This window comes from Alteromonas sp. 76-1 (assembly GCF_900654235.1).
Classification (GTDB): Bacteria; Pseudomonadota; Gammaproteobacteria; order Enterobacterales; family Alteromonadaceae; genus Alteromonas; species Alteromonas naphthalenivorans.
Window position 1 is genome coordinate 3,650,234 of record NZ_LR136958.1, and the last position, 12,809, is coordinate 3,663,042.

Below are 12,809 nucleotides of genomic sequence, written 5' to 3' on the forward strand. Positions count from 1 at the left end.
ACGGTTATTCCCGTGCCATGCTGAATACTTTCAATAATGCGCTTTGCTTCGAAATCAGGTGAAGATTGTTTTAATGCCCCACTAACATTTTCAGGCAGCTGAGACCATACTAAGTCTCTTTGTACCTCTACTACTTTCCATTCGTCAGCCACTTGTAGCATATCGAACTCAATTTCTCTGCCATCGGCCAATACGCCTTCAACATCAAGATAAGTCTTGCCATGTTTCAGTTCTTTTTCTACTTCATTTACTGTGAAAGATGGCTCAATGGCTTTAATAGCGGTTAACGCATTATCTGGAATGTCACTAATACTCATACCAACTTTTTCGTTTAACGTGGCACCAATTTTAGTTTGTTCGCCATGATTAGCTTTTGGCGCAACGCTCTCCCCCACTTCTAAACGCGTGAACGTCACACTGGCGTAATCGCCATTCGCCTTATCTTCTTCCCAGTTGCCTGTTCCTAAACACGCCGGATACCAGAAACCAGGGTCATCTTTAGTACTACATTGGTTATAAGCACCAGCTTTAAAGTAATTCCAATCTAACGTGTAGCCGTATGGATGGTCGTGCTTATCAAGTTTACCGTTAGCGTCTACGGCATTCGCGAGGTTGATTTTATATTCAACGGTTTCATGTCCATCAGCTTCGAAAGTTAAATACATCACATCACCGTGAACATTTACTACGTAACTCAGAGCTTCACCTAAGGCTAATCCTGCTTCACCAGGATCTTCAGGATTTGTCCATAAGTTACCCCACACTGGATAAGCAATATCTCTTCGATTAGCGTCATCTTTGGGAAGGTTTCTTTCATAGGTCCAAAATACCGAGCCCTTGTCGTGATTCGGCCATTTCTTGTAATAAATCTTAAGCGGTTCATTACCCCATCCAAAACCTTGTACCTTTTTCTCCCATTTACTAGCATGTATTTGACCGATAACCACTGAATAGGCTGGCGCTTTTTCAGGGTATTTCGCACGTAGGGCAACATGATTTACTTTTAACGTAGCTTCCATCTTGCCGCCTATTCGCCCGAAACGTTTCGCTATAGGGTTACTAGCTACAGTAAAATTGTTTTTGGGAGACTTTGTTTTAATTCGTGTACTTTTTCCACGCAACATATGACGTAGTTCACTACGGGTGTTACTGGAATTTGCGGTTGTAAGCGCTTTGTTGGGAGACGTAAAAACCATGCCGCCGTTTTCGTCCACATAAAAAAAGTCAGGATGGGAAAAATCTTGGATATCTTTTACTGACACACTATCTGGCTTCCCATCATTATTCTCATCAGTCGGCAGCGTAATATTCCACTCACTTAAATCAAATTTATCAGCGGGAACGTCATCCGCAATAGCACCAACACTAAATATTGAAAGTATGAGCAACATAGCCGCATTACTGCACTTTGCTCGTTGAGGGACAACTTTCATAAAAAAACCTCTTTAATAATATGTTAAGCGTACTTCTTGTGCGGTACTTGATTGATACGAACCTACCCCATAAAAACAACGAATGGCTTTACCAATAGACCATCAAGGATGCATTTAAAAGCAGAGATAAAATACCAAAAAACATTACCAACGAAGAATTAATGTAATACCAATTTAACATTCAAACAATTTAATTACAAAATACTTTCATTTCATTCATTAGGTTGTGGAGAACAATTGCCTAGTATGGGCTAGTGAAACGTAAAGGAAGGTTTAAAAGCTAAAAAAGTGTGGGTGTCCATTAGTCATGGCTATCTGCTAAATAGAGGGTCTGCTAGATAGACGCTTGTTTAAAACTATGGCTGTCCAAATTCAAAAAGCTGGAAGAATTATTGAAATCAATGACTTTCCTGAGGCTCGCAAGCCAGCCTACAAACTACTTTTTGATTTTGGTGAGGATATTGGAACGCGTAAACACAGCGCCCAAACAACCGAACACTATTTCCCTGAGAATTTGTTGGGAAGGAAAATTGTAGCCGCAGCCAACTTTCCATCCAAACAACTAGACCCCTTTATGTCAGAATGCTTGGTGACCGGTTTCTATCGTGAAGATGGTGTGGTGTTAGTCAGCCCCGACAAACCTGTGCCTAATGGCGCAAAACTGGGCTGACTATCTAACCAGTGGCTACATCGCTCTGCGTCCTTTCTCAAAACGAGCTAACAAAACGAGCTATCAACTTCAGCCTCATAAAGCAGGCTTAAGCATCCGCCTTAGCCAAATGCGCAACTTCATTGCGCCATGCTTTTTCATAGGCTGGGCGAGATAACACCCGTTCAGCATACGAATTTACATTGTCGAACTTTAGGTCAAGCTCACTGCCTTTAGCCCATGACAACACTTGGGCTGTCACAATATCTGCCATTGTGAACAAACTGCCGCACACATACTCTTTGTCATTAAGAAGTAGCGAGAACGCAGTTAACGCTCGATCAAATTCCCACGCTGCTGTGTCTTTCATTTGGGGAATACGATATTGTTCAGGCAAAGCAAAGGTATGTTTTGCTTTACTCCATAAGGGCTGCTCTAGTTCGCTAACGGCAAATATCATCATTTGCTCATACAACCCACGTTCAAAAGTACCTGATGCAGGAATAAACTCTTCCATTGCATGCTTTTCTGCTAAGAAGGTCACTATGGCACCTGACTCAGAAAGGGCACCTTGTTCAGTGACTAACACTGGAATTTTAGTGGCCGGATTCAGTGCTTTAAAAGCTGAACCGAGGTGTTCACCGGCTTTTAAATTCACCACCTTGTACTCGTAAGGTAAGCCAATTTCTTCTAAAGCCCATGCCACCCTTACCGAGCGAGTTTTCGGGTATCCATAAAGTGTATACATTGCGTGCTCCGCGTTTAAAATACTTCAATTTAACAGCCGACAGCCATATTGAAGCCAAAACGCGGTGCAAACAGCTTATGCATCCTGGCGACGTAAAAAGACTAACTCGGTGGCTGTGCTTTGTGACTCGCTATAAACATAACCTTCACTGTCGAAAGCTTGCAACCCTTTCACATCACTCACTTCGTTTTCTAGAATATATCTTGCCATTAATCCACGGGCTTTTTTGGCAAAAAAGCTGATGATCTTATATTGATCGTTTTTATAGTCTTTAAAGACAGGTGTAATCACCATTCCTTCAAGTTCTTTTTTCTTAACCGCTTTAAAGTACTCATTAGAAGCAAGATTCACCAAAACGTTGTCACCCTGCGCTTCCATGGCGTCGTTTAGAACCTGAGTAATACGGCTTCCCCAAAACGCATAAAGGTCTTTACCCTCTGGGTTCGCTAATTTGGTGCCCATTTCTAAACGGTACGCTTGCATTAAATCTAATGGGCGTAACAAACCGTAAAGGCCTGACAAAATTCGCAAGTGGTCTTGGGCATAGCTAACGGCTTTATTGCTTAGTGTATTAGCGTCTAGCCCTGTGTATACATCACCATTGAATGCGTACATGGCTTGTCGCGCATTACCAGCAGTGAAAGGGGTAGAAAACTCAGCAAATCGATTAGCATTAAGTGTGGCTAACTTGTCACTAATTTTCATTAACGAAGAAAGGTCGGCTGGCGAAAGGGTACGGCACACTTCCATCAAACGCTCAGTGTCTTGAAGCATGGTAGGCTGCGTGAAATCATCCACCTTAATGGGGGTTTCAAAATCTAGGTTTTTCGCTGGGGATACTACAACTAACATCTTCGACTCCTTATCTTTTTCAGGCTTTATTATACCACTGTGAAAAAGTTGAGGTTGAATTTAGCATTAAAAACCCATAAATCAACGTAACAGAGAAATCCGATTAGCCAGTATTTACCGTGTCTGCGCTATAAATTGTCACACGGGTTTGGTATAACTATACCCAAATACGCAAACGTTTGAACCTATCAAACAATTACGCCCTACATACGCAAAAGCGAACCGCTTTACACGACTTGCCTTTCCGGCAATTCGTCCGAGTTTTTTAATTTAAGATTAGAGAGAATTATGAGCAACCAGCTAGCTTCGTTACGTGAGATCACCACGGTCGTTGCCGACACCGGCGATATCGACGCAATTAAAAAATACCAGCCAGTAGACGCAACAACAAACCCATCTTTGTTGTTAAAAGCCGCCAGCTTGCCTCAGTATGCCAGCCTAATCGACGACTCAGTAGCGTGGGCTAAACTACAATCATCTGATAGCGATCAACAGCTTATCGATGCATCCGACAAACTTGCTGTGGCTATTGGTAAAGAGATTTCAGACTCTATCCCAGGTCGTATTTCTACGGAAGTAGATGCCCGTTTGTCTTTCGACAAAAATGCCACCGTAGAAAAAGCAGAGCGTCTTGTTCAACTTTATCAAGATGCCGGCATCGATAAGTCACGTATTCTAATTAAAATGGCATCAACGTGGGAAGGCATTCAGGCTGCTGAAATACTTGAGAAAAAAGGTATTCAGTGCAACCTAACCTTATTATTTAGCTTTGCCCAAGCGCGCGCTTGTGCTGAAGCTGGCGCATACCTTATTTCACCGTTTGTAGGCCGTATTCTAGATTGGTACAAAAAATCGACTGGTAAAACTGAATATGCTGCTGATGAAGATCCAGGTGTGGTGTCGGTTACCAGCATCTACAACTACTACAAAGAACACGGTTACAATACGGTAGTCATGGGCGCAAGCTTCCGCAACATTGGTGAAATCCAATCATTAGCCGGCTGCGATCGTCTAACTATAAGCCCAGCTTTATTAGAAGAGCTTGCCAATGAACCGGGCGAACTTACTGTTAAGCTTAAAGATAATGGCGCGACTAAAACCCCTGGCGATCGTTTGACCGAGTCTGAATTCCGCTGGGAAATGAATCAAGATGCCATGGCAACTGAAAAGCTTTCTGAAGGTATCCGCAACTTCGCAGCAGACCAAGACAAGCTCGAAGTGATGCTTCGTGAAAAGTTAAGTGCATAAACCACAGGGAATTAGTAAATGAGTACACTAACATCATTGCCACAATGGCAAGCACTTAATCAAATTGCAGCTTCAATGAAAGATGCACACATGCGTGATTGGTTTAAGGCTGATCCCAAGCGTGCTGAAAAAATGCAGTTAGAAGCGTGCGGCATTTTTCTTGATTACTCTAAGAACCGCGTAAACGAACACGCGTTAGGTGCACTTTTCGATTTAGCCCGTGCATGTAAGTTAGATGACGCCCGCGACGCCATGTTTAACGGTGAGCAAATCAACAGCACCGAAGGTCGTGCGGTTCTTCATACCGCGTTACGTAACTTCTCTGATTCACCTGTAATGGTTGATGGCGAAGACGTCATGCCCGAAGTACGTGCCACCCTTGATAAAATTCGCGACTTCACTGCATTAGTTCACAGTGGCGAACATAAAGGCTACACAGGCAAATCTGTGAAGCATATTGTCGCGATTGGTATTGGTGGTTCTTTCCTTGGCCCTAAAATTATGACCGAAGCCTTAAAACCTCATACGGTTGAGACGGTTAAGGTTCATTTTGTAGCTAACGTTGACGGCTGCCATATTCATGATGTGTTAACTAAACTCGATCATGAAGAAACCCTTGTCGTGATGTCTTCTAAGTCATTCACTACGCAAGAAACGTTGCAAAACACACTTTCTGCCAAGGCTTGGTTTTTGAAATCTGGCGGCACGCAAGAAGATATCGCGAAGCACTTTGTTGCCGTGTCTTCAAATGTAAAAGCGGCCACTGAATTCGGAATAGCTGAAGATAACATTTTCCCTATGTGGGATTGGGTTGGCGGTCGTTATTCTTTGTGGTCAGCAATTGGGCTACCGATTTCATTAGCGTTAGGTTTTGAAAACTTTAAAGGTTTACTTGAAGGCGCGTTCGACATGGACACGCACTTTAAAACAGCACCGTTAGAGCAAAACCTACCGGTATTACTTGGACTATTAGGCGTGTGGTATCGCAATTTCTTCGATGCACAGTCTCAAGTACTTCTTCCTTATTACCACTACCTTCGCGGCTTACCTGCTTATGTACAGCAGCTTGATATGGAAAGTAATGGTAAACAAGTCACTCAAGGCGGCGAAGCCGTAGATTACGCCACAGGGCCTATTATTTGGGGTAGTGAAGGTACTAACGGCCAGCACAGCTTCCATCAGCTTATTCACCAAGGCTCTGGGGTTATTCCAGCTGACTTTATGTTGCCGTTGAATGTACCTAACCAAGATGACACACATCATTCGATGTTAGCATCTAACTGCTTTGGCCAAGCGCAAGCGCTTATGCAAGGCAAAACGTTTGATGAGTGTTATGCCGACCTAGAAGGCAAAGGCTTAGACGAGGCGGAACGTACTCGTTTGGCGGCCCACAAGACGATGCCGGGTAACAAGCCTAGTAACACCTTAATGTTTGATAGCCTTACGCCTAAGACACTTGGCGCACTAGTTGCAATGTATGAGCATAAGGTATTCGTTCAGGGTGTTATCTGGAACCTTAACTCATTCGACCAATGGGGCGTAGAGTTAGGAAAAGTACTGGGCAACCAAGTACTAGCAGGCATTCAGGGAAATGCAGAAGAAGAAAGTTTTGACGCATCTACCCAACAATTGATTGCCCGTTTCAGAGCAGCGAATGCACCAAAATAAGGAAGTCCGAGTGATGTAATCACTCAAATTTGGTGCAAATAATAACTGAACGGCCGGCTTACCCCCGGCCGTTTTTATTGGCAGAAAATAAGAACGTACAAGCTAACATGCTGCTAAGTATGTAACCTGCTAACTGTTTTGCTAAACACACTGACGATATCTACCTGTGTCATCATACTGTCACAATTTGTTAATAAAAAGTAAATTTACTTGTTTTATTTTAATTGTGGCTGTGATACAAAATTATACAGAGGGAATAAGTACCAAACTCTGTATTGTTGTAGTGGTAATAAAAAGGAGAATCCCAGTGGACAAATCAGACTTATTTGCCATGTTAGATATTGAAGCAAGCCCAGCGAAAACAAAAAGTAAAAAACGCAAGTGGAGAGAGATTGAAGCGCTTCAAGATCGCTTCAAACTGGAAAAGGAGCTCTCTGAACTCGATTGTGGCTTCGAATACGAGTTAGAAACACTGGAAAGATAATATAAAGGCCGCCTGTTAATAACAGGCGGCTTTTTTACTTTCTGGCTTCTTACTTTTAAAGCGGCATTCAAAGCTGCGAAAGAACGACGCCTAACGTTTGCCTTTTGTTAACCGCGATCCTTTCAATAGGCTACAAATGCCAGAAACTATACCTGCCAAAGAATGGGTGAAAGTCCTTTGCTTGCTAGGTAGGCATTGGTGTCGCTAAAATGATGGCAACCAAAGAAGCCTCGGTAGGCTGATAACGGTGACGGATGCGGCGCATGTAGCACACAGTGCTTAGTGCGTTTGATATGCTTGCCTTTCTTTTGTGCATGACTGCCCCACAATAAAAACACCACGTTTTCTGCGTGCGTGTTAACTGTCTCTATTACCGCATCAGTATAGGTTTCCCATCCCCACTTGGCATGACTATTCGCCTTGCCCTGCTCTACCGTTAACACGGTATTAAGCAGCAGTACGCCTTGTTCTGCCCAAGAGGTAAGCGTGCCGTGGTTCGGAATGGAAAAGTCGGTAATATCATTGGCTAATTCTTTATAAATATTAACCAGCGAGGGAGGTGTTTTAATGTTTGGCAATACCGAGAAGCATAAGCCATGAGCTTGATGTGGCCCGTGATAAGGATCTTGCCCCAATATCACCACCTTTACTTTTTCTAGCGGTGTCATCGTCAGGGCGTTAAATACATCTTCTGAAGGCGGGTAAATGACTTTACCCGCTTCACGTTCAGTTGCTACTTTTTGCATTAGGGCTTTGAAGTAAGGCTTATCTTCTTCACTTCCCAATGCTTGTGCCCATGTGGTCACGCTTTTAATAAATCCAACATGTGCTGTTTAAGCGCATCATAAGATGCAGGCAAATCAACAGCAAGGCTGTCTTCACCGGCTACATCAGCTAACGGCTTAGGCAAGCTAATAGGCGTGCCCAGCACGTTTTCTACCGTTTCGCGGAATTTCGCAGGATGCGCAGTACCTAAGAATAGGCCAATTTCGCCGTCTTCTAAATCGTGGCTAACTGCACGGTAAGCAATAGCAGCATGAGGCTCACTGGTATAGCCCAATTGCGCTAATTGGCGCATAGCTAGCTGAGTGTACTCTTCATCTACCATTTCGCCTTTTAAGCAGCCTTTATCAACATAGCCTTGCTCGATTAAGGCTTCAATGCGCGGCCAGTTGTTAGGTTGGCTAACATCCATCGCGTTCGACATAGTAGCGACAGTCTTCTTCGGCGCCCACTCGCCAGTTTTTATATAGCGTGGCACAGTATCGTTAGCGTTAGTGGCAGCGATAAAGCGTTTGATTGGCAAGCCCATTGATTTTGCAATCATACCGGCGGTTAAGTTACCAAAGTTTCCACTTGGTACCGAGATAACCAGTTGATCACGCTTATCTTTAGGTAATTGGCTTACCGCTTCAAAGTAATAACATACTTGGGCTAGCAAGCGACTGATATTAATCGAGTTAGCCGAGTTAAGGTGTAAACCTTCACGGATGTCTGGGTCGTCGAATGATGCTTTTACTAAGGACTGACATTCATCAAAATCAGATTCAACAGCTACTGTATGGATATTGCCACCAAGGGTGGTGAACAGCTTTTCTTGCAGGGCGCTAATTTTGCCTTTAGGGAAAAGAATGACCACATTGATATTTTCAATACCGTGAAACGCATGCGCTACCGCAGCACCTGTATCACCAGAAGTGGCGGTAAGAATAGTGACTGGTTTACCTTCACTAATTCTTGATAAGGTTTGCGCCATGAAGCGACCACCAAAATCTTTAAACGCCAATGTCGGTCCGTGGAAAAGCTCCAAGGTATAAATATTGTCGCTTACCTGCTCTACCGGCGCGCCAAACGCAAATGCGGTATTCACGATCTCTTCTAATTCGCCATTGTTAAGCTCATCACCAATAATGGCACGCAGTACTGCTATGCTGCGCTCCGCGAACGGCATTTCAAGCAGTTCGTCAATGTTGTCTAGTTTCGGGATATGAGTAGGGAAATACAAACCTTGTTGTTTACCCAACCCTCTTTTAACTGCTTCAGAGAATGAGGCAGTGTCCTGTGCGTCTTTTAAATTAACCAATTCCACGTTTTAATACCTTTTATCGTTGTGCCGTAACATCTAGCTGCTGTATCACTTCATTAAGCGATAGGGCCAACCGTGGTTCCCTGCTCAGGGATTTGGCACACATGGCTAAAGCCATCTTCATTTTGAATATAGTGTTCGTCTAAATAGGCAACGATACGCTGCGCTTTTTCTTTACTGTCACATACGGCGAATACGGTTGGGCCGGAACCCGAGATACCAAAGGCTAACGCGCCTTCTTGTTCGCTGAAAGCTCTTGCTTCATCGAAACCCGGCAGTAACTGTTTACGATACGGTTCTGCAATTACATCTTTCATTACCGAGGCAGCAAGATCATTTTCACCTGCATGCAAGGCGTGTACAAACACCCCTAACTGGCGACCAAAAGTGAGCGCCGTGGCCATATCAACCTGCTTGGGTAATATGTCACGGGCGGCCGCCGTAGATACGCTAATGCCAGAATAACAAATAGCATAATACCAGTCTTTCACTAAAGGCAGCGACAAGGTTACAGGAGATGTTGCCCCAGTCATCAATGTCATGCCGCCAACATAACATGGCGCCACGTTGTCGTAGTGAATGCTACCGCTGATTTGCCCTTCTAGTTCACCCATCATGGTCAATAAAGTGTCTTCATCGAAGGGATAATCATAAAAAGCGTTTAATGCGACAAAAGCGGCAACAATAGAACTTGCGCTCGACCCCAAACCGCTGCCTATTGGCAAGTTTTTCGATAAAGTCATCGCCACTGGTGAAGTCGCTTTCCCGACTTTCTCCATTTGCGCACAAAAGTAGTGATAGCATTGAGTCACAATATTGCTGTCTGCATCGCCAGGCAATTTGTGTGCGAAAGAGCCAACCGTGGTTAACGAAAAGGTATCGGCACTTTCAATATCGACTTCGTCGCCCAAGCGCGAACCATCGACAGGGGCAAGTGCGGCGCCTAATACATCAAACCCTAAACTTACATTGCCAATAGATGCTGGCGCATATGCTCGTAATGCTTTCATAATACTTTTCTTTAATTACTCTTTAAACTTCAGTGGCTCTTTAACGTTAAAAAGCCAATTAGTGTGCCATTTGCTTCCAAGGCATAGTACGTAATATATCAGCAAATACCCCCGCAGCCGTTACTGTACCACCTGCCCCATAGCCTCGAATAACATAAGGAATAGGCTGGTAATAATCACTGTTAATGGCCAACGCGTTCTCGCCGTCTTTCACTTGCGATAATGGGTTAGACGCAGGCACTGCTTGAATCGTTACCTTACACTTGTCGCCTTCAATGCTACCTATATAACGAAGTACTTTTCCTTCGGCTTTTGCAGCATCTACACGCTTGGCAAATTCAGCATCAAGTTCAGGCAACTGTGTCATGAACTCATCAATGGAACAGTCTTCAGCAAAACCAGCTGGTAGTACCGATTCTATTTCAATATCAGAAAGCTCAAGCTCTAAGTCTGCTTCACGGGCCATAATAAGAAGCTTACGGGCAACGTCCATTCCGCTTAAGTCATCACGAGGATCTGGCTCGGTATAGCCATTATCTTTCGCTGTACTTGTCGCTTGAGATAGCGACATTCCTTCTTCTAACTTGCCAAATACGTAAGACAAACTACCTGATAATATGCCTTCAAAACGGTGTAATACATCACCTGCACTGAATAGTTTTTGAAGGTTGTCGATTACCGGTAATCCTGCGCCTACCGTAGTTTCGTATAGATACTGACGATTCGTAGATAATGCTGTTTTCTTCAACTTACGGTAATAGTCTAGTGAACTGGTATTGGCTTTCTTATTCGGTGTCACTACGTGAAAGCCATTTTCCATCATGTCTACATATTGCTGAGCAATAGCATCGTGGCTAGTGCAATCCACAATGACCGGGTTTACCAAGCTGTTTTCGTCCACAAACTGTTGTAAACGTTCAACGGAAAGCCCTTCACTGGCCGCATCTAATGCTGGCTTCCAGTCCTGGCTTAAATCTATGCCTTGACTGTTAAGTAACAACTTACGGCTATTCGCAATACCGTATACCCGCAACTGTACATTACGATTAAGTAAAGCTGGCTGTTGTTTTGCAATTTGGCTTAAAAGCTCAGTACCCACGTTACCGCACCCTACCAAAAATACATCAATGGTATGGCGGTCTGAGAAAAAATTCTGGTGAATAACCTTAACCGCTTTTTTCGCCCGCTTGTTTTCGATAACTGTTGAAATAGAACGCTCTGATGAGCCTTGTGCTATCGCCACGTTATTAACGCGGGCTTGCGCCAACGAGTTAAAGAAGCGTGCAGCCAAGCCTTTCGCATGACGCATACCGTCACCCACTAAGGTAACAATCGCTAAGTCATGGCGCACTTCGATAGGGTCTAACAATTGGTTTTGCAACTCTAGCGCAAAGGCATCTTCTAACAAGCTTAACGCGCGATCAGCATCTTTACTTTGAATACAGAAGCTTATTGAGTATTCAGAAGAAGACTGAGTGATTAGGCTTATTGAAATATTCGCATTCGACATCACCTCAAAAACACGGCTTGCCATGCCAACCATGCCTTTAAGGCCTGGGCCTGCCACGTTGAACATAGTGACATTTTCAAGTTGAGAGATACCTTTAACCGAGGTCCACTTTTCACTGGCTTCGTTACTAATTAACGTACCAGGCGCCGCTGGGTTCAGCGTATTACGAATCAAACAAGGAATATGGTGCTGGGCAATGGGGCCGATAGTTTTCGGGTGAAGTACTTTTGCACCAAAGTATGAAAGCTCCATGGCTTCTTGATAAGTAAGCTTATCAAGCAATACCGCCCCTTCAACTTGATTCGGATCAGCATTATAAACACCGTCTACGTCAGTCCAAATTTCACAACAACTCGCATCAATACAAGCTGCTAAGATAGCCGCTGAGTAGTCAGAACCATTGCGACCAAGCGTAACTTTTTCACCGGCCTCGTTCGCAGCAACAAACCCAGGCATGACTAATAACTCACTGCCATCGATAGGTACATCAGTAAAGCGCGCTTTACTTAACGAAACATCAGCAATGCTGTCTAGGTACTCACCTTCTGCAAGAATGTAAGTCACTGGGTCGATAATACGATTTTTCACGCCTTTAGCGCTTAAGATACCGCTAAATAACGTTACCGATATGTACTCGCCAATACTTAAAATACCTGCGGCAATATTGTCAGGTGCAACACCTAATAGTTTAATACCGTCGAGGTGTTGATTAAGTACACGCAGTTGCGCATGAATGAAGTCGGTAACATCCGCGTGTGCGAAGCCGCTGAGCTCTTCGTTTAGTGCATCAGCAATACCGGTCACGGTAGACGTTAATTTTTCAAATAGAGGGTGGAAATCTTCGCCAGCGGCTGCCTGCTCACATAAAAGTGACAATGCATTCGTTACCCCTTTAGGGGCAGAAAGTACCACTGCAGCGCCATCGGTTTGGTGGGTGGCCGTGCTAATGTCGTTCACGCGCAAGTAGCGCGGTGCGTCGGCAAGTGATGAGCCCCCAAACTTTAAGACTTTCATGTGCTGCTCCTATATCGGTTACGCCAGGTTACTGCTTTAAATCGGTTACGATGACGTGAGTAAAAAAAAGCCCGCTCTCTGTGAGGGCGGGCTTTCGTTGTCTTATG

10 protein-coding genes and 1 pseudogene are annotated in these 12,809 nt (G+C 44.1%); 4 read left to right on the plus strand and 7 right to left on the minus strand.

The genetic code is table 11. The features are described 5' to 3' along the window. Positions 1 to 374: 374 nt before the first annotated feature. Positions 375 to 1,391: pseudogene (locus tag ALT761_RS15735) on the minus strand (polysaccharide lyase family 7 protein); the annotation flags it as partial. 388 nt (positions 1,392 to 1,779) lie between these two features. Between ALT761_RS15735 and ALT761_RS15740 the strand changes: the two are divergent. Next, positions 1,780 to 2,103 (plus strand): tRNA-binding protein, encoded by a 324-nt coding sequence (locus tag ALT761_RS15740; protein WP_442858130.1) that lies wholly within the window; start codon positions 1,780 to 1,782, stop codon positions 2,101 to 2,103. Positions 2,104 to 2,191: 88 nt separating this feature from the next. Here ALT761_RS15740 and ALT761_RS15745 read toward each other — a convergent pair whose 3' ends face one another. Then, positions 2,192 to 2,830, minus strand: a complete 639-nt coding sequence (locus ALT761_RS15745; RefSeq protein ID WP_129739905.1) for a glutathione S-transferase family protein — start codon at positions 2,828 to 2,830, stop codon at positions 2,192 to 2,194. 75 nt (positions 2,831 to 2,905) lie between these two features. After that, positions 2,906 to 3,682 (minus strand): peroxide stress protein YaaA, encoded by a 777-nt coding sequence (gene yaaA / locus ALT761_RS15750; RefSeq protein ID WP_129739906.1) that lies wholly within the window; start codon positions 3,680 to 3,682, stop codon positions 2,906 to 2,908. Positions 3,683 to 3,970: 288 nt separating this feature from the next. Between yaaA and tal the strand changes: the two genes are divergently transcribed. The 3 genes from tal (at position 3,971) to ALT761_RS15765 (ending at position 7,082) form a co-directional block, all read left to right on the plus strand. After that, on the plus strand, positions 3,971 to 4,930 hold the full coding sequence (gene tal / locus ALT761_RS15755) for a transaldolase (RefSeq protein WP_013782892.1): 960 nt from the start codon (positions 3,971 to 3,973) through the stop codon (positions 4,928 to 4,930). Positions 4,931 to 4,948: 18 nt separating this feature from the next. Continuing rightward, positions 4,949 to 6,598, plus strand: a complete 1,650-nt coding sequence (gene pgi / locus ALT761_RS15760; RefSeq protein ID WP_126873803.1) for a glucose-6-phosphate isomerase — start codon at positions 4,949 to 4,951, stop codon at positions 6,596 to 6,598. Between the two features lie 307 nt (positions 6,599 to 6,905). Beyond that, positions 6,906 to 7,082, plus strand: coding sequence for a DUF3545 family protein (locus ALT761_RS15765; RefSeq protein WP_013782890.1), 177 nt, complete (start codon positions 6,906 to 6,908; stop codon positions 7,080 to 7,082). 146 nt (positions 7,083 to 7,228) lie between these two features. On the opposite strand, the gene ung is transcribed toward ALT761_RS15765, so the two are convergent. From ung to thrA, 4 genes are read right to left on the minus strand one after another with little or no spacing between them, the layout of a single operon-like run. Then, positions 7,229 to 7,888 carry a uracil-DNA glycosylase gene (gene ung / locus ALT761_RS15770; RefSeq protein ID WP_129739907.1) on the minus strand — a complete coding sequence of 220 codons (660 nt, stop codon included), beginning with the start codon at positions 7,886 to 7,888 and terminating at the stop codon, positions 7,229 to 7,231. After that, positions 7,885 to 9,171 carry a threonine synthase gene (gene thrC, locus ALT761_RS15775; protein WP_129739908.1) on the minus strand — a complete coding sequence of 429 codons (1,287 nt, stop codon included), beginning with the start codon at positions 9,169 to 9,171 and terminating at the stop codon, positions 7,885 to 7,887. The genes ung and thrC overlap by 4 nt, the downstream gene beginning before the upstream one ends. A 53-nt stretch (positions 9,172 to 9,224) precedes the next feature. Next, positions 9,225 to 10,178 carry a homoserine kinase gene (thrB, locus tag ALT761_RS15780; protein ID WP_129739909.1) on the minus strand — a complete coding sequence of 318 codons (954 nt, stop codon included), beginning with the start codon at positions 10,176 to 10,178 and terminating at the stop codon, positions 9,225 to 9,227. Positions 10,179 to 10,236: 58 nt separating this feature from the next. Beyond that, positions 10,237 to 12,702 carry a bifunctional aspartate kinase/homoserine dehydrogenase I gene (gene thrA / locus ALT761_RS15785; protein WP_129739910.1) on the minus strand — a complete coding sequence of 822 codons (2,466 nt, stop codon included), beginning with the start codon at positions 12,700 to 12,702 and terminating at the stop codon, positions 10,237 to 10,239. Positions 12,703 to 12,809: the final 107 nt, after the last annotated feature.

Excerpts from the sequence above, each read along its gene's own strand:
- pgi (WP_126873803.1), top strand. The coding sequence starts at position 4,949 with ATGAGTACACTAACATCATTGCCACAATGGCAAGCACTTAATCAAATT.
- thrB (WP_129739909.1), bottom strand. The coding sequence starts at position 10,178 with ATGAAAGCATTACGAGCATATGCGCCAGCATCTATTGGCAATGTAAGT.
- ALT761_RS15745 (WP_129739905.1), bottom strand. The coding sequence starts at position 2,830 with ATGTATACACTTTATGGATACCCGAAAACTCGCTCGGTAAGGGTGGCA.
- thrA (WP_129739910.1), bottom strand. The coding sequence starts at position 12,702 with ATGAAAGTCTTAAAGTTTGGGGGCTCATCACTTGCCGACGCACCGCGC.
- tal (WP_013782892.1), top strand. The coding sequence starts at position 3,971 with ATGAGCAACCAGCTAGCTTCGTTACGTGAGATCACCACGGTCGTTGCC.
- yaaA (WP_129739906.1), bottom strand. The coding sequence starts at position 3,682 with ATGTTAGTTGTAGTATCCCCAGCGAAAAACCTAGATTTTGAAACCCCC.